At 66.3% G+C, this 17,836-nt stretch carries 13 protein-coding genes and 3 tRNA genes; 7 read left to right on the top strand and 9 right to left on the bottom strand.

Annotated features, from left to right (window positions below; genetic code table 11):
* The first annotated feature begins 318 nt into the window (after positions 1 to 318).
* The 7 genes from proV (at position 319) to ACZYRS_RS15820 (ending at position 9,279) form a co-directional block, all read left to right on the top strand.
* On the top strand, positions 319 to 1,572 hold the full coding sequence (gene proV, locus ACZYRS_RS15850; RefSeq protein ID WP_463420011.1) for a glycine betaine/L-proline ABC transporter ATP-binding protein ProV: 1,254 nt from the start codon (positions 319 to 321) through the stop codon (positions 1,570 to 1,572).
* A 21-nt stretch (positions 1,573 to 1,593) separates the two neighbouring features.
* Complete coding sequence (proW, locus tag ACZYRS_RS15845) at positions 1,594 to 2,763, top strand: glycine betaine/L-proline ABC transporter permease ProW (protein WP_463420010.1); 1,170 nt, start codon at positions 1,594 to 1,596, stop codon at positions 2,761 to 2,763.
* A gap of 23 nt (positions 2,764 to 2,786) precedes the next feature.
* The gene (gene proX, locus ACZYRS_RS15840; RefSeq protein WP_463420009.1) at positions 2,787 to 3,791 is read left to right on the top strand and encodes a glycine betaine/L-proline ABC transporter substrate-binding protein ProX; all 1,005 of its coding nucleotides are present in this window, start codon (positions 2,787 to 2,789) and stop codon (positions 3,789 to 3,791) included.
* A gap of 65 nt (positions 3,792 to 3,856) precedes the next feature.
* Entirely contained in the window at positions 3,857 to 5,410 is a 1,554-nt protein-coding gene (locus tag ACZYRS_RS15835; RefSeq protein WP_463420008.1) for a fumarate hydratase, read from the top strand.
* Positions 5,407 to 6,204 (top strand): glutamate racemase, encoded by a 798-nt coding sequence (gene murI / locus ACZYRS_RS15830; RefSeq protein WP_463420007.1) that lies wholly within the window; start codon positions 5,407 to 5,409, stop codon positions 6,202 to 6,204. The genes ACZYRS_RS15835 and murI overlap by 4 nt, the downstream gene beginning before the upstream one ends.
* Before the next feature lie 14 nt (positions 6,205 to 6,218).
* Positions 6,219 to 7,001: a PA3715 family protein gene (locus ACZYRS_RS15825; protein ID WP_463420006.1), complete on the top strand. Its 783-nt coding sequence runs from the start codon at positions 6,219 to 6,221 to the stop codon at positions 6,999 to 7,001.
* 88 nt (positions 7,002 to 7,089) lie between these two features.
* A complete protein-coding gene (locus ACZYRS_RS15820) occupies positions 7,090 to 9,279 on the top strand; it encodes an Ig-like domain-containing domain (RefSeq protein WP_463420005.1) in 2,190 nt (729 codons plus the stop codon).
* A gap of 4 nt (positions 9,280 to 9,283) precedes the next feature.
* Here the strand turns inward: ACZYRS_RS15820 and ACZYRS_RS15815 are convergent, their stop codons facing one another.
* The 9 genes from ACZYRS_RS15815 to tig all read right to left on the bottom strand — a co-directional run bounded on the left by ACZYRS_RS15815 (position 9,284) and on the right by tig (position 17,614).
* The gene (locus ACZYRS_RS15815; RefSeq protein WP_463420004.1) at positions 9,284 to 10,585 is read right to left on the bottom strand and encodes an MFS transporter; all 1,302 of its coding nucleotides are present in this window, start codon (positions 10,583 to 10,585) and stop codon (positions 9,284 to 9,286) included.
* Between the two features lie 31 nt (positions 10,586 to 10,616).
* Entirely contained in the window at positions 10,617 to 11,258 is a 642-nt protein-coding gene (locus ACZYRS_RS15810; protein ID WP_198787476.1) for a DUF6806 family protein, read from the bottom strand.
* A 22-nt stretch (positions 11,259 to 11,280) separates the two neighbouring features.
* Positions 11,281 to 11,372: transfer RNA gene (locus ACZYRS_RS15805), tRNA-Leu, on the bottom strand.
* Between the two features lie 98 nt (positions 11,373 to 11,470).
* A tRNA-Cys gene (locus tag ACZYRS_RS15800) sits at positions 11,471 to 11,544 on the bottom strand.
* 62 nt (positions 11,545 to 11,606) lie between these two features.
* Positions 11,607 to 11,682 (bottom strand) — tRNA-Gly (locus tag ACZYRS_RS15795).
* Positions 11,683 to 11,736: 54 nt separating this feature from the next.
* On the bottom strand, positions 11,737 to 14,178 hold the full coding sequence (gene lon / locus ACZYRS_RS15790) for an endopeptidase La (RefSeq protein WP_463420003.1): 2,442 nt from the start codon (positions 14,176 to 14,178) through the stop codon (positions 11,737 to 11,739).
* 23 nt (positions 14,179 to 14,201) lie between these two features.
* Positions 14,202 to 15,467: an ATP-dependent Clp protease ATP-binding subunit ClpX gene (gene clpX / locus ACZYRS_RS15785; RefSeq protein ID WP_013541833.1), complete on the bottom strand. Its 1,266-nt coding sequence runs from the start codon at positions 15,465 to 15,467 to the stop codon at positions 14,202 to 14,204.
* Positions 15,468 to 15,575: 108 nt separating this feature from the next.
* The gene (clpP, locus tag ACZYRS_RS15780) at positions 15,576 to 16,184 is read right to left on the bottom strand and encodes an ATP-dependent Clp endopeptidase proteolytic subunit ClpP (protein WP_176657927.1); all 609 of its coding nucleotides are present in this window, start codon (positions 16,182 to 16,184) and stop codon (positions 15,576 to 15,578) included.
* A 113-nt stretch (positions 16,185 to 16,297) separates the two neighbouring features.
* Entirely contained in the window at positions 16,298 to 17,614 is a 1,317-nt protein-coding gene (gene tig, locus ACZYRS_RS15775; RefSeq protein ID WP_198787474.1) for a trigger factor, read from the bottom strand.
* Positions 17,615 to 17,836 lie beyond the last annotated feature (222 nt).

The raw sequence follows: 17,836 nt of genomic DNA, 5'->3' as shown, positions 1-17,836 counted from the left end.
AGTCATGGTTGGTCGGCCCTGCGCTACTCGCGGATCTCCGAATCCCGTCGCGGTGCAAGGTTCTCCCCGCCGGGCCCTGTCCGGCAAACCGGCCGGATCGTTTCCGGCCCCACTGCCACGCCACCTTCGGCGGGCACTGGTTTCGTCGCCACGTCGTCTTCAGTGCCTGTCGGCAGCCCTCCAAGGCTCGCCGGGCCATTGCACGCGTTTCTCGCGCTCTCTGTTCGGACAGCCCATCGGCTGATGGCGTGACCGTTGCCGTCCCGTGCTTTGCCGGGGCGGTGCTGTGTCCAACCTTTCAACAAGGAGCCCCGGCATATGGCCAAAGGAATTCTCATCGACCATGTCTTCAAGGTGTTCGGCGATTCGCCCGACGAAGCCCTCGAACTCGTGCGCCAAGGTTTTTCGAAGAAGGAAATCCTCGCGCAGACGGGCCAGTCGATCGGCGTCTTCGATGCCACCTTCGAGATCCAGGCCGGCGAGATCTTCGTGATCATGGGCCTGTCGGGCTCGGGCAAGTCGACGCTGGTGCGCCTCCTGAACCGGTTGATCGAGCCGACCGCGGGGCGCATCGTGATCGACGGCGCCGACATCAACGAGCACTCCGACGCCAGGCTGCGCGCGCTGCGCCGCAAGGACATCAGCATGGTGTTCCAGTCGTTCGCGCTGATGCCGCACATGACGGTGCGCGAGAACACCGCGTTCGGCCTGGAGCTCTCGGGCACGAGCAAGAAGGCGCGCCTCGCGCAAGCCGACAAGGCGCTCGCGCAGGTGGGCCTGGCGGGCTGGGGCGACAGCTATCCCGATGAGCTTTCGGGCGGCATGCAGCAGCGCGTGGGCCTGGCGCGCGCGCTGGCCTCGGACCCATCGATCCTCCTGATGGACGAGGCCTTCTCGGCGCTCGATCCGATCATCCGCACCGAGATGCAGTCGGAGCTCTTGCGGCTGCAGCAGGAGCAGCGCCGCACCATCGTCTTCATCTCGCACGACCTGGACGAGGCCATGCGCATCGGCGACCGCATCGCGATCATGAAAGACGGACAGGTGATCCAGGTCGGCACGCCCGACGAGATCCTGCGCAGCCCCGCCGACGACTACGTGCGCAGCTTCGTGCGCGGCGTGGACGCGGCGGCCGTGTTCAAGGCGGCGGACATCGCGCGCAAGTCGCTCACCGTGGTGTGCGAGCACCCCGAGCGCGGCGCGCGCGCGGCGCTCAAGCTGCTGGAAGACCAGGACCGCGACTTCGCCTACGTGACCAGCCCCAACAAGCGCTTCCTGGGCGTGGTGTCGGCCGACACGCTGCGCGGCGCGCTCGACGGGCATTCGGGCCCGCTCGGGCTGCAGCACGCGTTCCTGGCCGACCTGCCGCGCATCGACGCCGAGGCGCCGGTGGCGGGCCTCATCGGCCAGCTCGCGCAGGCGCCGTGCGCGCTGCCGGTGGTGGCGGGCGACGGGCGCTTCTGCGGCGCGATCAGCAAGACGACGCTGCTCAAGTTCCTGGACCGCGAGACGCCGCCGATCGAGCCCGTCTCCCCGCACGCCGCGCCTGCCCTCGCCGCCGAGCCGCACTGAATTCACGAAGGATCCTGAACGATGAACGACACCACATTGCCTTCCGACCTGAACGCGCCCGACATCGGCGCCGCGCTGAACACGTCCCCCGAACCCGCGGCCTTCGTCGATCCGTGGGAGGCGCTCTCGGCCGCGCCCGACACCTCGGCCACCAGCGCCTGGCTCGATGCGCCGCTGAACGCCGCGCACCAGCTCGCCGGCCAGGCCGACAGCGCGACCAGCGGCTTCCAGCTGCACCGCCTCTGGGACGGCTCCCTTCCCGTCGAGTCCTGGATCAACCAGGGCCTGGGCTGGGTGGTCGAACATTTCCGCCCCTTCTTCCAGACGGTGCGCCTGCCCATCGACAGCACGCTGAACTGGGTGCAGGGCCTGCTGACCGGCCTGCCGACGCTCGCGATGATCGCGCTCATCGGCCTCCTGGCCTGGCAGTTCGCGGGCCGCGCGCTGGCCATCGGCACCACGGTCGCGCTGCTGCTCGTGGCGATGCTGGGCATCTGGCCCGAGGCGATGGTCACGCTGTCGCTGGTGCTGACCTCGCTCGTCTTCTGCATGGTCATCGGCCTGCCGCTGGGCGTGTTGCTGGCCAGCAGCGACCGGGCCCAGCGGATCATGCGGCCCGTGCTCGACGCGATGCAGACGACGCCCGCCTTCGTGTACCTGGTGCCGGTGGTGATGCTGTTCGGCATCGGCAACGTGCCGGGCGTGATCGTGACGATCATCTTCGCGCTCGCGCCGCTCGTGCGCCTCACGAACCTGGGCCTGCGCCAGGTGCGGCCCGACCTCATCGAGGCCGCGCGCGCCTACGGCGCCTCGCCCTGGCAGATGCTGGTGAAGGTGCAGCTGCCGCTGGCCATGCCCTCGATCATGGCGGGCATCAACCAGGCGCTGATGCTGTCGCTGTCGATGGTGGTGATCGCTTCGATGATCGCCGTCGGCGGCCTCGGCCAGATGGTGCTGCGCGGCATCGGGCGGCTGGACATGGGTCTTGCGACCGTGGGCGGCCTGGGCATCGTGCTGCTGGCGATTTCGCTCGACCGGCTCACACAGGCGATGGGCAAGTCACGCCGCAGCGCGGGGCGACGCTGGTGGCACACGGGGCCTGCGGGGCTGGCGCTGCGCGTGCTGCAGCGGCTCGTGGGCACGCCGTCGCGCGATGCGGGCGCGCCCGTTCCCGCGCTCTCTGCGCAATGACAGGTCACGGAGGAAATCAACGCATGAAGAAAACCAGTTTCATCGCCCGCGGCTTCCTGGCCCTCGGCTTCGTCGCATTCGGCGTGGCCGCGCAGGCCGCCAACGACCTGCCCGGCAAGGGCGTCACCGTGCAACCGCTCAAAAGCTCGCTGGCCGAAGAGGCCTTCCAGACGCTGCTCGTGATGCGCGCCCTCGAAAAGCTCGGCTACACGGTCGAGCCCATGAAGGACCTGGAGCCCGCCACCGAGCACCTGGCCATCGCCAACGGCGATGCCACCTTCATGGCCAACCACTGGAGCCTGCTGCACGCGGACTTCTACAAGAACAGCGGCGGCGACGCGAAGCTCTCGCGCACCGGCGTGTACTCGGACGGCGCGGTGCAGGGCTACCTCATCGACCGCAAGACCGCCGAGCGATACAACATCACCAACATCGCGCAGCTGAAGGACCCGGCGATCGCCAGGCTCTTCGACGCGGACGGCGACGGCAAGGCCGACCTGACGGGCTGCAACCCCGGCTGGGGCTGCGAGCTGGCCATCGAGAACCACCTGACGGCCTACCGGCTGCGCGACACCGTCACCCACAAGCAGGGCAGCTACGCCGCGCTGATGGCCGACACCATCGCGCGCTTCAAGCAGGACAAGCCGGTGCTGTACTACACGTGGACGCCCTACTGGGTGAGCGCCGTGCTGCGCCCCGGCGCGGACGTGGTGTGGCTGCAGGTGCCCTTCTCGTCCTCGCAGGAGGGCCAGGCCGACACGCAACTGCCCAATGGCAAGAACTACGGCTTCCAGGCCAACCGGGAGCAGATCGTCGCGAACAAGGCGTTCGTCGAGAAGAACCCGGCGGCCGGCAAGCTGTTCGAGGTGATGAAGCTGCCGATCGGCGACATCAACGCCCAGAACCTGCGCATGAGCCAGGGCGCCAACACGCAGCAGGATGTGGAGCGGCATGCGGATGGGTGGATCCGGGTGCACCAGGCCTTGTTCGACGGCTGGATCGCCGAAGCGCGGGCGGCGGCGAGGTAGCTGGCGGCGGCTGAGATAATCGGGGGGCGATTTCCCGTGTTACCCACTACAAAAAGCCCCCCACCATGACGACCACGATCCAGCAGGCCGACCTGATCGAATCGATCAGCGCCGCGCTGCAGTACATCAGCTACTACCACCCCGCCGACTACATCGCCCACCTGGCCCGCGCCTACGAGCGCGAGCAGAGCCCCGCGGCCAAGGACGCCATCGCGCAGATCCTCACCAACAGCAAGATGAGCGCCACGGGCCACCGCCCGATCTGCCAGGACACCGGCATCGTCAACGTGTTCCTCAAGGTGGGCATGGACGTGCGCTGGGGCGGCTTCACCGGGTCTCTCGACGACGCCATCAACGAGGGCGTGCGCCGCGGCTACAACCACCCCGACAACACGCTGCGCGCCTCGGTCGTGGCCGATCCGCAGTTCGACCGCAAGAACACCAAGGACAACACGCCCGCGGTGATCTTCACCGAGATCGTGCCGGGCAACACCGTCGAAGTGACGGTCGCGGCCAAGGGCGGCGGCAGCGAGAACAAGAGCAAGCTCGTGATGCTGAACCCCGGCGACAGCGTGGTCGACTGGGTCCTGAAGACCGTGCCCACCATGGGCGCCGGCTGGTGCCCGCCGGGCATGCTGGGCATCGGCATCGGCGGCACCGCCGAGAAGGCCGCGCTCATGGCCAAGGAAAGCCTGATGGACGACCTGGACATGCACGAGCTGCAGGCCAAGAAGGCCTCGGGCGCCGAGCTGAGCAAGGTCGAGGCGCTGCGCATCGAGCTGTACGAGAAGGTCAATGCGCTGGGTATCGGCGCGCAGGGCCTGGGCGGCCTGGCCACCGTGCTGGACATCAAGATCAAGATGTACCCGACGCACGCGGCCAGCAAGCCCGTGGCGATGATCCCCAACTGCGCGGCCACCCGCCATGCGCACTTCGTGATGGACGGCAGCGGCGCGGTGTACCTCGATCCGCCGTCGCTGGACCTCTGGCCCGACGTGAACTGGGCACCCGACGAGAAGAAGAGCAAGCGCGTGAACCTGGACCAGCTCACGCCCGCCGAAGTGGCGAGCTGGAAGCCGGGCGACACGCTGCTTTTGAACGGCAAGATGCTCACCGGCCGCGACGCCGCGCACAAGCGCATCCAGGACATGCTGGCCAAGGGCGAGAAGCTGCCCGTCGACTTCACCAACCGCGTCATCTACTACGTCGGCCCGGTCGATCCGGTGGGCGACGAGGCCGTGGGCCCCGCCGGCCCGACCACCGCCACGCGCATGGACGGCTTCACCGAGATGATGCTGGCGCAAACCGGCCTGATCGCGATGATCGGCAAGGCCGAGCGCGGCCCCGTCGCCATCGAGGCGATCAAGAAGCACAAGAGCGCCTACCTCATGGCCGTGGGCGGCGCCGCCTACCTGGTGAGCAAGGCCATCAAGACCGCCAAGGTGGTGGGCTTCCAGGACCTGGGCATGGAAGCCATCTATGAATTCGACGTGGTCGACATGCCCGTGACGGTGGCGGTCGATGCGGGCGGCACCAGCGCGCACATCACCGGCCCGGCCGAGTGGCAAAAGCGCATCGCCAGCGGCGAGTTCAAGACCATCATGATGGAAGAAGCTTGAGCCTTGTAGGCGTCTTCGACAGCGGCGTCGGCGGGCTCAGCGTGCTCGCCGCGCTGCGTGCCGAACTGCCGCGTGAGCGCTTCGTTTATTTCTCGGATGCGGCCTATGCCCCGTATGGCGAGCGCGGCGATGAGTATGTGATCGAACGCTCGCGCAAGGTGACCGCGCAATTGATCGCCGAGCACGGCATCCAGGCGCTGGTCGTGGCCTGCAACACGGCCACGACGGCGGCGATCCACCTGCTGCGTGCCGAGCATCCGGCACTGCCCATCGTGGGCCTGGAGCCTGCGCTCAAGCCCGCGGTCGCGACGAGCCGCACGGGCCACATCGCGGTGATGGCCACGCGCGGAACGCTGGCCAGCGCCAAGTACGCGGCCTTGCGCGACTCGTTCGCCGGGTCTGCCCACATTCGTGCCGTGCCGTGCGACGGACTCGTCAAAGCCATCGAAGGCCTGGACACCGCAGCCATCGCGACGCTCTGCGCGCGCTACATGGCCGAGGCCGGTCCCTTCGGCGATGCGCCCGGCGAAGTCGACACCATCGTGCTCGGCTGCACGCACTACCCGCTCGTGAAGAGCGAACTGCAGCGCCATGCACCGCCCACGCTGCGCTTCATCGACACCGGCGCGCCCGTCGCGCAGCAGACGCGGCGCGTGCTGGCCGCTGCCGGCCGCCTCTCGGATGGCGAAGGCGGACTGATGCTTCAGAGCAGCGGTGACCCCGCCGTTCTCGACGTGGCCGCCGCGCGCTGGCTGCAGATTTCACCGCAAGGTACAACGGCGATCGCCACCTGAAACTGCCGTACCTCATGCGCTCCTTTCTTCGTCACGCCCTGCTCCTGCTGTGCCTCTCTGCGGCCGGCCTGAGTCACGCTGCCTGCGAAAGCGGCCTGGCCGAGCGCATGCACGCCAAGCTGTACCCCAAGCGCCCGCTCGACGAGCGGCTCGCGGCCTGCAAGGTGTGGCCCGCGTTCCCCGGCCGCAGCATCGTCGTGCTGCCGATGCCGCGCGAAACCACCGACAAGGGCGCCAAGGTCTTCGACCTCGAGGTGCTGCTGATCCAGCGGCCCGACAACGGCAACACCGAGCGCGACACCGTCATCGGCCGCCTCTTCCAGCCCGAGGCGCTCGACGAGGACGCGACCACCGCGATCCAGGACATCCGCATCGACACCTCGCGCTACGTGCTCGCCGCCGACGCGCGCGCCTTCGGCCTGCGCGTGCGCTACCGCGGCAGCAGCGCGCCCTCGAGCCCGCTGGCCAGCGAGACGGTGCGCCTCTACGTGCAGCACGGCAGCAGGCTGCGCGAGGTGCTGCAGGAAATCGAGCTGGACCACGACAACGGTGGCTGGGATTCGACCTGCACCGGCCACTTCGAGAAGCTGCGCACCATGCTCTCGGTGGGCAAGGCCGCCAGCAACGGCTTTGCGGACCTGCAGCTGTCGCGCACGCTCGTGCAGAGCCGCGCGCAGGAGCAGGAAGACCAGGGCTGCGTCGAGAAGGCGCTGCCCGCGAAGTTCAGCACCGTGACGCTGCGCTACGACGGCGAACGGTTCAAGGTGCCGAAGTCGCTGCTGCAGCAATCGCCCTGACGGGCGGCTGAATTCGCGGGGTGTTTCACGGCACCGTCACACGAAAGTACCAGCATGCGCGGTTTGTCCAGAACAAGAACCGCGCAACATGAACTCTCTCGCCTCCTCCCGTATTCCTTTCAAGCCCATGCTGCTCGCCAGTGCCCTCGCTCTCGTACTGGCCGCATGCGGCGGCGGTAGCGACGGAGGTGGCATTGCCTTCCCGCCGGTCGGCGTGGCGCCCCCGCCGGCCGCCCAGCCACCCGCGGCAGCGCCGCCGGCAGCCGAGCCGGACCAGTTCGTCTCCAAGGCCACGTTCACCCCCAATGCCGGCACCACCGAGGGCTCGTCGGACGCATCGACCGCATTCGCCCTGCCCGACAACTTCATGATCGTGGCCGACGACGAGGCCAACGTGCTGCGCGTGTACCCGCGCACCAGCGGCGCTGCGGTGAAGGAATGGAGCTACGAGCTCGAAGGCCCCAAGCTCGGCAAGGAACTCGACCTGGAAGCCGGTACGCGCATCGGCGACACGCTGTACCTCACGGGCTCCAACAGCAACAAGAAGGACGGGGGCGATGCGCCTGATCGTTCGCACCTCTTCGCCGTGAAAGTCACGGGCACTGGCGCCGCAACAGCCTTCAGCTATGTGGGCCAGTTCTCGTCGCTCGAAGCGCAACTCGTCGCCTGGGACGCCACCAATGCGCACGGCCTGGGCGCGAACCATTTCGGCTTCACCGTGTCGGCCGGCGCGGGCATCGTGCCTGAGCGGGTCGATGGCTTCTCGATCGAGGGCATCACCAGCGCGCCGGGCGACATCGCCTTGTGGCTGGGCTTCCGCGCGCCGCAGACGGGTGCATCGACGCGCGCCAAGGCGTTGATCGTGCCGGTGCAGAACTACGCCGCGTTGGTGGGCGGCACGGCCACGCAGGCCGCGTTCGGCGCCCCCATCGAGCTGGAACTCGGCGGCCGGGGCATCCGCTCGATCGACAAGGGCACGGACGGCAACTACCTGATCGTGGCCGGTCCGGCAGGCGCCGCCAGCGCGGACGTGGACCGCAACTTCGCGCTCTTTTCGTGGAACGGCAATCCGGGCACGGCACCGGTCGAGTTGTCGAACGACCTCGACAAGCTGCGCAAGGACACGGGCGGCAGCTTCGAATCGACCGTCGAAGTGCCGGGGCCGGTGACGGCCGGCACAGAAGTGCAACTGCTGCTGGACAACGGCGACACCGTCTGGCCCGGCCAGAGCGACGCCTCGAAGGACCTGCCGCCGGCCGACCAGAAGTTCAACGGCTACGTCGTGCGCCTGGCCGCGCCATGGGTCGACACCGCCGGCCCGGTGCTTCGCAGCGGCTCGCCCAAGGCCACGGACGGCAGCGTCGGCGCGAACGCGAAGGTGACCCTGAGCTTCAACGAAGGCGTGCGCCTGGGCGCCGGCAGCATCGTGCTACACAAGGCCGACGGCAGCGTGGTCGAGAGCTTCTCGGCCGCGAGCCCGGCCACGCGCCTGCAAGCCGCGTTCAACGTGATCACGCTGACACCGAGCCAACCGCTGGCAGCATCCACCGGCTACTACGTGACCGTGGACGCCAACGCCATCACCGATGCCAAGGGCAACGCCTACGCAGGCATCGCCGACGCGACCACGCTGAGCTTCACGACCAGCGCACCGCCCGCGCTGGCTGCCGGCGACATCCTCTTCATGGGCGCGAACGCCGACAAGACCGACGCGTTCGCCTTCGTGCTGCTCAAGCCGATGGACACGGGCACGCGCATCATCTTCACCGACCGCGACCGCACCGCCGCCGACTTCGACACCATCACCAACGAGAGCGCCTTCGTCTGGACCGCAGACCGCGCCCTGCCCGCGGGCACCATCGTGACCATCCAGCCGGACGTGGCCAAGAACACGAACCCGATCACCAACGTCGGCACCGTGCAGGGCGCGGGCGGCGGCATCAGCGCCAGCTACGAGACGGTCTACGCCTTCGTCGGCGGCACCATCGCCGGCCTGGGCGACGGTGCTGCCGGCACCATCAGCGGCGTGGGAACGTACCTGGCCAGCATCACGCTGGGACCGGTGCCCGATGCGAACGCCATTCCCGCGACGCTGACGGCCACGGGCGCAGCGATCAGCTTCCCCACGCAGTTCGACGTGCTCTACAACGGACCGATGCTGCCGGCCTCGCCGACGCCGACCGACATCGCGAACTTCGCCGCGAGCGTGAAGAACACGGCCAACTGGAAGTTCCAGAGCAAGGCCGGCTGGCCCCTGACGAACAACAGCCTGTTCTGATGGCTCAGGTGCGCAGCGCGGCCTCGCGGCCGCGCCGCATGTCGATCGGCAGCAAAAGCAACAACCCCGCCACGAACAGCACCGCGGTCGAGAGGATCGCGATGCGCTGGTTGCCGCCGGTGGCCCAGGTGATCGCGCCGAAGCTCAGCGGGCCGATGATGCTGGCCAGCCGGGTCGCGAAGGTCCAGAGCCCGAAGAACTCCGCAAGCTGCTGCGGTGGCGCGAGGTAGCCCGTCATCGCGCGGCCGGCGGACTGGCTCGAGCCCATCGCGAGGCCTGCGATGGCGGCGGCCCACCAGAAACTGCCCTTGGTGGTCACCACGGCGGCGATCACGCAGACCGCGATCCACGCCACCAGCGTGGCCGCGAGCGACACCTTGTGGCCGATGCGGTCCTGGATGTACCCGAACGAGAAAGCGCCGATGGCGGCGGCGATGTTGAGCACGAAGATCAGCACCATCGTCTCGCTCGCCACGAAGCCGATCACCTGCTCGGCGTAGATCGCGGCGAGCGTGATCGCGACCGCCACGCCGCCCTGGTAGCAGACGGTGCAGACCAGCAGCCACATGAAGTCTCGGTACGCGCGCGCCTGCTTGTAGGTGGCGCGCAGTTGCTGCCATGCGCCGAGTTCGCCGTCGGTAGTTTTCGGCTGCGCCCGTTCGGGCAGCAGCGCGAAGGTGGCGCAGGCGGCGGCGCCGTAGATCGCGGCCGTGATCAGCATCGTGACCGGCACGAAATGCGAAGCCGGCAGGCCCCTGGCCTGCGACCACAGCACGTAGGCCAGGCAGATGCCGAGCGTGAGCATGCCGCCGACGTAGCCGAAGCTCCAGCCCCACCCGCTCACCTTGCCCATGCCTTCGGGCGTTGCGAGTTCGGGCAGGAAGGCGCCCGTGAGGGACTCGCCGTAGGAATAGAAAGCGTTGGAGACGATCACCAGCGCCATGGCCAGCGCAATGCCGCCCGAGGCGCCCGCAAAGCGCGGCGTGAGCGCCAGTGCGGCCGTGGCCAGCACGCAGCCGGTGGTCGCAATGACCAGCACCCGCTTCTTGGCGCCGCGCAGGTCGGCCCAGGCGCCGATGGCGGGCATCGTGAGCATCACGATCGCGTAGGAAATGCTGAGCGCCGCGGTCCATGCGAAGGCGGCCCAAGGCGCGCCCTTCGCGATGCCGCCCACGAAGTAGGCGGCGAACACGGCCGTGATGACGACCGTCGTGTAGCCCGAGTTGGCGAAGTCGTACATCGCCCAGCCGAACACCTCGCGCTTGCGCACGCCCGGGCGCAGCGCGGAGGCGGGGAACAGGGCCATGCGGCCTTGCGTCGGGCGAGTGGTCGCGGGGTTAGTGCAGGTGACGCGGACGGCGACCGCCGCCGTGGCCACCGCCGCTTCCGCCGCTGCCGGGGCCACCGGTGCCGCGCGGGCGCTTGCCGATTTCGAGCGAGTTCACCAGCGCATCGAAACGGTCGCTGAACAGGCGATCGATCTCGGCGACCACGCCACCCAGCTCGGCGCCGTCGAAGTGGCGCTCCATGAGGTTGACGACGTCTTCCACCAAGAGGTCGCGCTGCACCTGCATGATTGCCGCCGGGTTGGGGCCGACGAACAGCATCAGGAAATCGTCGCGCGATTCTTCGTCGGGGTCGCCCTCTTCCTCGTCGAAGTCGGTGTCGTAGAAGGTGACCTCGATGGCGGCGCCGCGATCCGACAACTCGTTCAGGGCCATGCACATTTCGTCGAGCGCCTGGCGGAAGTCTTCGTCGCCGGGCACGGTCCAGCAGATCTGCAGCGTGTGGTCCTTCTGCTCGAAGCGGATGCCGGGTTCTTCTTCGTAGGTGCTGGTGGCACCATCGGCCAGCGACTTGGCGCCTGCATATTTCCAGAGCGGCTTGAGCGCTTCCTGGATCTGCTCGAAGTTCACGTCCGGGCGCAATGGCACGTCGCCATGCACATGGATTTCAAATGGAGCGTTGTAGCGAGGCATCGAATGCTCCTTTTTCTATATGTGGTACCCGGAACGGGGGTCGAACCCGTATGCCCCGATCAAGGAAGCGGCGGATTTTAAGTCCGATGTGTCTACCAATTTCACCATCCGGGCGTCAGGTTGAACATCGACGATAACCCAAACGAAACAAGCCCCGACAACGGTGGTTGGCGGGGCTTGTTTGTCGGGTCGAATCGTGTCTAACGAGAAGGTGGAGGCGCGACCCGGAGTCGAACCGGGCTAGACGGATTTGCAATCCGTTGCATAACCGCTTTGCTATCGCGCCACGCAGAACCAAAAAACGAACTTGCGAAAAAAAGGGAAGCAGTTGCTTCCCTTTTTCAAAACTGGAGCGGGAAAAGAGTCTCGAACTCTCGACCTCAACCTTGGCAAGGTTGCGCTCTACCAACTGAGCTATTCCCGCGTTTCGAGCCTCGAATTATATACCAGTTTTTCGAGGCCTGGCAAATTCACACCCTCAATGTTTGACCGAGCCTTCGGTCGCGGTGCCACCGGCACGTTGCTTGGCGAGCTCAGCCACCGCAGCCGCGGAGGCCGCGACCTCTTCGTCCGACAGCGGCTCGGGCATCTTCTCCAGCGCGATCTCCAGCACCTTGTCGATCCACTTCACGGGCACGATCTCCAGGCCGTTCTTCACGTTCTCGGGGATGTCCTGCAGGTCCTTGGCGTTCTCTTCGGGGATCAGCACGGTCTTGATGCCGCCGCGCAAGGCGGCCAGCAGCTTTTCCTTCAGCCCACCGATGGCCGTGACCTCGCCGCGCAGCGTGATCTCGCCCGTCATCGCCACGTCGCCGCGCACCGGGATGCCGGTGAGCGCCGACACGAAGGCGGTCGTCATCGCGGCGCCCGCGCTCGGACCGTCCTTGGGCGTCGCGCCGTCGGGCACGTGGATGTGGATGTCGCGCTTCTCGAACATCTCGTCCTTGATGCCCAGGCGCCGCGAGCGGCTGCGCACCACGGTGCGTGCGGCCTCGACCGATTCCTTCATCACGTCGCCCAGCGAGCCGGTGCGGCTGATCACGCCCTTGCCGGGCATGGTGACCGCCTCGATCGTCAGCAGGTCGCCGCCGACTTCGGTCCATGCGAGGCCGACCACCTGGCCGACCTGGTTCTGCTTCTCGGCGAGGCCGAAGCTGTACTTGCGCACGCCCAGGAACTCGTTGAGGTTCGCGCCGTCGACGGTGACCTTGGGCGTCATCTGCTTGAGCAGCAGGCCCTTGACCACCTTGCGGCAGATCTTGGAGAGCTCGCGCTCGAGCGAACGCACGCCGGCTTCACGCGTGTAGTAGCGAACGATGTCGCGCACAGCCTCTTCGGTGACCAGGAGTTCTTCTTCCTTGACGCCGTTGTTCTTCAGCTGCTTGGGCAAGAGGTACTTGATCGCGATGTGCGTCTTCTCGTCCTCGGTGTAGCCCGAGAGGCGGATGACTTCCATGCGGTCCAGGAGCGCCGGCGGAATGTTCATCGAGTTCGAGGTGGCGACGAACATCACGTCGCTCAGGTCGAAGTCGACTTCCACGTAGTGGTCGCCAAAGGTGTGGTTCTGCTCGGGGTCGAGCACCTCGAGCAGCGCGCTCGACGGGTCGCCGCGGAAGTCGGTGCCCAGCTTGTCGATTTCGTCCAGCAGGAACAGCGGGTTGCGCGTGCCGATCTTGCTCAGGCCCTGCAGCACCTTGCCCGGCAGCGCGCCGATGTAGGTGCGGCGGTGGCCACGGATCTCGGCTTCGTCGCGCATGCCGCCCAGCGCCATGCGCGTGTACTTGCGGCCGGTCGCCTTGGCGATCGACTGCCCCAGCGAGGTCTTGCCGACACCCGGTGGGCCCACGAGGCACAGGATGGGCGCCTTGACCTTGTCGACACGTTGCTGGACCGCGAGATATTCCAGGATGCGGTCCTTGACCTTCTCCAGGCCGTAGTGGTCGGCATTGAGCACGGCCTCGGCATTCGCCAGGTCGTGCTTGATCTTGGTCTTCTTGCTCCACGGCAGGGCGATGAGCACGTCGATGTAGTTGCGCACCACGGTGGCCTCGGCCGACATGGGCGACATGAGCTTGAGCTTCTTGAGTTCGCCTTCGGCCTTCTTCAAGCCCTCCTTGGACATCTTGGCGAGCTTGATCTTCTTCTCGATCTCCTCGATGTCCGCGCCCTCTTCGCCTTCGCCGAGCTCCTTCTGGATGGCCTTGACCTGCTCGTTCAGATAGAAGTCGCGCTGGTTCTTCTCCATCTGGCGCTTCACGCGGCCGCGGATCTTCTTGTCGACGTTGAGGATGTCGACTTCGCGCTCGAGCTGGCCGAACAGGTTTTCCAGGCGCGCCTTGACGTCGTCCAGGTCGAGCACGGCCTGCTTGTTGTCCAGCTTCAGGGGCAGGTGCGCGGCGATGGTGTCGGCCAGGCGGCCGGCATCGTCGATGCTCGAGATCGAGGTCAGGATCTCGGGCGGGATCTTCTTGTTCAGCTTGACGTACTGGTCGAACTGCTGCATCACGGCGCGGCGCAGGGCCTCGACCTCGGTGCCCTTCTCTCCGCCTTCGGTCGCCTCGACGGGCGTCACGTTGGCCGTGAAGTGCGTCTCGCCGTCATCGATGCGGTTCACGCGTGCGCGCTGCTGGCCTTCGACCAGCACCTTCACCGTGCCGTCGGGCAGCTTGAGCATCTGCAGGATGGTCGAGACGCAGCCGACTTCGAACATGTCCTCGACCGAGGGCTCGTCCTTGGCGGCGGCTTTCTGGGCCACCAGCATGATGCGGCGCTCGGCCTCCATGGCCAGTTCGAGCGCCTTGATGCTCTTGGGGCGTCCCACGAAGAGCGGGATCACCATGTGGGGAAACACCACGACGTCGCGCAGCGGCAGCAGCGGCAGGTCGAGGGCTTCGGGAGGCAGGGGGGTATGGCCAGACATGCAGATCCTTCGCGTCTTTGGCTTTACGCCTTTTTCGCCGCTTCGCGGTACACGAGCAGCGGGGGCTTGTTTTCGTCGATGGTCGATTCCTCGACCACCACCTTGTCGACATTGGTCGCGTTCGGCAATTCGAACATGGTGTCGATCAGCGACTGTTCAAGGATCGAACGCAGGCCCCGTGCACCGGTCTTGCGGGCCAGCGCCTTGCGCGCGATGGCCTTGAGCGCCGCCGGACGGATTTCCAGGTCCACGCCCTCCATCTGCAGGAGCTTGGTGAACTGCTTGACCACCGCGTTCTTCGGCTCGGTCAGGATCTGGACCAGCGCGTCCTCGCTGAGTTCCGCGAGCGACGCCACCACGGGCATGCGGCCCACGAGTTCGGGGATGAGGCCGAACTTGATCAGGTCTTCGGGTTCGACTTCGCGGAACACCTCGGTGATGCTGCGCTGCGCCTTGCTCTTGACCGTGGCGCCGAAGCCGATGCCCGAGGCCTCGGTGCGGTTTTCGATGACCTTCTCCAGGCCCGCGAACGCGCCGCCGCAGATGAACAGGATGTTGGTCGTGTCGATCTGCAGGAAGTCCTGGTTCGGGTGCTTGCGCCCGCCCTGGGGCGGCACGCTGGCCATGGTGCCTTCGATGAGTTTCAGCAAGGCCTGCTGCACGCCCTCGCCCGACACGTCGCGTGTGATCGAGGGGTTGTCCGACTTGCGCGAGATCTTGTCGATTTCGTCGATGTAGACGATGCCGCGCTGGGCGCGTTCGACTTCGTAGTTGCAGCTCTGCAGCAGCTTCTGGATGATGTTCTCGACGTCCTCGCCCACGTAGCCGGCTTCGGTCAGCGTGGTGGCGTCGGCCATCACGAAGGGCACGTCGAGCATGCGCGCGAGCGTTTGCGCCAGCAGCGTCTTGCCCGAGCCCGTGGGGCCGATCAAGAGGATGTTGCTCTTGCTGAGTTCGACGTCGTCGCCCTTGGCCTTTTCCTTGTGGCGAAGGCGCTTGTAGTGGTTGTAGACCGCCACCGACAACATGCGCTTGGCCGGCTCCTGGCCGATCACGTAGTTGTCCAGGTTGGTCTTGATCTCCAGCGGCGTGGGCAGGTCGCTGCGCGCTTCGCGTGCTTCTTCACCGGCCGGCAGTTCGTCGCGGATGATCTCGTTGCACAGGTCGATGCACTCGTCGCAGATGAAGACCGAAGGGCCCGCGATCAGCTTCTTGACCTCATGCTGGCTCTTGCCGCAGAACGAGCAATAAAGCGTTTTTTCGCTGGAAGAGCCTTTTTTTTCGGCCATGGACAGGTGCCTCGTGACAGGGTATGGACAATGATAACTAAACAAAAACGGCGTTTCCCGTGTGGAAAACGCCGTTTTTCGCCTTTTGCGCCACAGGCGCCGGCAGCTTCAACCGCGCTTGGCAACGACCTGGTCGACCAGACCGTAGTCCTTGGCCTCGTCGGCCGTGAGGAAATAGTCGCGCTCGGTATCGGTCTTGACCTTCTCCAGCGGCTGGCCGGTGCGCTCGGCCAGGATGCGGTTCATCTGGTCCTTGGTGCGCAGGATGTCGCGCGCATGGATCTCGATGTCGGTCGCCTGGCCGCGTGCGCCGCCCAGCACCTGGTGGATCATGATCTTCGAGTTGGGCAGCGAGAAGCGCTTGCCCTTCTCGCCCGCCGCCAAAAGGAACGCGCCCATGCTGGCCGCAAAGCCCAGGCACATGGTCGACACGTCGGGCTTGATGAACTGCATGGTGTCGTAGATCGCCATGCCGGCGCTCACGCTGCCGCCCGGGGAGTTGATGTAGAAGGAAATGTCCTTCTCCGGGTTCTCGCTCTCCAGGAACAGCAGCTGGGCCACCACGAGGTTGGCGGTCTGGTCGTTGACCTCGCCCACCAGGAACACGATGCGCTCCTTCAGGAGGCGCGAATAGATGTCATAGGACCGCTCGCCACGGCCCGATTGCTCGACGACCATCGGGACCATGCCGAGGCCTTGAATTTCGTTTGCGATCATGAATTAGCTCTCCGGAAGATGAATCGTTCGCTGTGTATGAACTGTACGCCTGAGTGAAATGGGGCTCGTGCCGCAAAGCACAAGCCCCATTGGCGTTGCGGGCAGCCAGGAGATCAACCTTGCTGCTGCGCCATCAGTTCGTCGAACGACACCGACTTCTCGTTGACCTTGGCCTTGGCGAGCACGAAATCGGTCACGTTGTTCTCGATGACGACGGCTTCGACTTCGGCCAGGCGGTTGTTGTCGCTGAAGTACCAGCGCACCACGTCGGCCGGCTTTTCGTAGCTGGCGGCCAGCTCGTCGATGTGGGCCTTGATCTGCTCGGGCTTGGCCTGCAGTTCGTTGGCACGCACCAGCTCGGCCACCACGAGGCCCAGGCGCACGCGGCGCTCGGCTTGCGGGCGGAACACTTCGTCGGGGATCGGGGCCTTGTCGGCGTCCTTGATGCCGCGCTGCTTGAGCTCGGCGCGGGCGCCTTCGATCATGCGGCTGACTTCGGACTGCACGCTGGCGTTGGGCAGGTCGAGCTCGGCGTTGGCCACCAGCGCGTCCATCACGGCGTTCTTGTTGCGGGCCAGCAGGCGGAACTTCACTTCGCGCTCGAGGTTGCGCTTGATATCGGCGCGCAGGCCTTCGACGGTGGCTTCGGCGATGCCGAGCGACTTGGCCAGCTGCTCGTTGACTTCGGGCAGGTGCGAGGCTTCGATCTTCTTGACGGTGACCATGAAGTCGGCTTGCTTGCCGGCCACGTCCTTGCCGTGGTAGTCGGCCGGGAACGACAGCGGGAAGGTGCGGCTGTCGCCGGACTTCATTCCGCGCACGGCGTCTTCGAATTCCTTGAGCATCTGGCCTTCGCCGACCACGAACTGGAAGTCTTCGGCCTTGCCGCCCTGGAAGGGCTCGCCGTCGATCTTGCCTTCGAAGTCGACGGTCACGCGGTCATCGTCTTGAGCAACGGCGTCTTGCGCGCGCTGGGCGAAGGTGCGGCGTTGCTTGCGCAGGATGTCCAGCGTCTTGTCGATCGCGTCGTCGCCCACTTCGGCCGAGAGCTTCTCGACTTCAGCGCCCGAGAGGTCGTTGATCTTGACTTCGGGGAACACTTCGAACACCGCGTCGAAGGCCAGCTCGCCCTCGGGCGACTCTTCCTTCTCGGTGATGCGGGGCTGGCCGGCCACGCGCAGCTTGGCTTCGTTGGCCGCTTGCGAGAAGGCTTCGCCGACCTTGTCGTTCATGACTTCGTAGTGCACCGAGTAGCCATAGCGCTGGGCCACGACGTTCATCGGCACCTTGCCAGGACGGAAGCCGTCCATCTTGACGGTGCGCGCGAGCTTCTTGAGGCGCGAATCGACTTCGTTCTGGATGGTGCCGACCGGCAGGGTCAGCGTGATCTTGCGTTCGAGCTTCTCGAGAGTTTCAACGGTCACGGTCATGATGTCTTCCTTGTGAGGGGGCTGTTGCGCGGGGCCTGCATCTTTTTTATCAATACAGATCAAGGACTTACACGCGCTAGCGGGATTTATGCGGCGGCACACGCGTGCAGCTCGCAAAACTGGGCAACCCGCGATTCTAATCGGCTGGAACACCCGCTTCGGACCGGCCGCAAGGCCGTGCGCGGAGATTGCTCGGTGCGTGCCGAAATCCCGCGCCGCATT

The organism is Variovorax sp. AC194 (genome assembly GCF_979257995.1).
This window is presented reverse-complemented; position numbering and strand designations above follow the sequence as displayed.

Coding starts and splice junctions, on each gene's coding strand:
- proV (WP_463420011.1), top strand. CDS start 319: ATGGCCAAAGGAATTCTCATCGACCATGTCTTCAAGGTGTTCGGCGAT.
- proW (WP_463420010.1), top strand. CDS start 1,594: ATGAACGACACCACATTGCCTTCCGACCTGAACGCGCCCGACATCGGC.
- proX (WP_463420009.1), top strand. CDS start 2,787: ATGAAGAAAACCAGTTTCATCGCCCGCGGCTTCCTGGCCCTCGGCTTC.
- ACZYRS_RS15835 (WP_463420008.1), top strand. CDS start 3,857: ATGACGACCACGATCCAGCAGGCCGACCTGATCGAATCGATCAGCGCC.
- ACZYRS_RS15825 (WP_463420006.1), top strand. CDS start 6,219: ATGCGCTCCTTTCTTCGTCACGCCCTGCTCCTGCTGTGCCTCTCTGCG.
- ACZYRS_RS15820 (WP_463420005.1), top strand. CDS start 7,090: ATGAACTCTCTCGCCTCCTCCCGTATTCCTTTCAAGCCCATGCTGCTC.
- ACZYRS_RS15815 (WP_463420004.1), bottom strand. CDS start 10,585: ATGGCCCTGTTCCCCGCCTCCGCGCTGCGCCCGGGCGTGCGCAAGCGC.
- ACZYRS_RS15810 (WP_198787476.1), bottom strand. CDS start 11,258: ATGCCTCGCTACAACGCTCCATTTGAAATCCATGTGCATGGCGACGTG.
- lon (WP_463420003.1), bottom strand. CDS start 14,178: ATGTCTGGCCATACCCCCCTGCCTCCCGAAGCCCTCGACCTGCCGCTG.
- clpX (WP_013541833.1), bottom strand. CDS start 15,467: ATGGCCGAAAAAAAAGGCTCTTCCAGCGAAAAAACGCTTTATTGCTCG.
- clpP (WP_176657927.1), bottom strand. CDS start 16,184: ATGATCGCAAACGAAATTCAAGGCCTCGGCATGGTCCCGATGGTCGTC.
- tig (WP_198787474.1), bottom strand. CDS start 17,614: ATGACCGTGACCGTTGAAACTCTCGAGAAGCTCGAACGCAAGATCACG.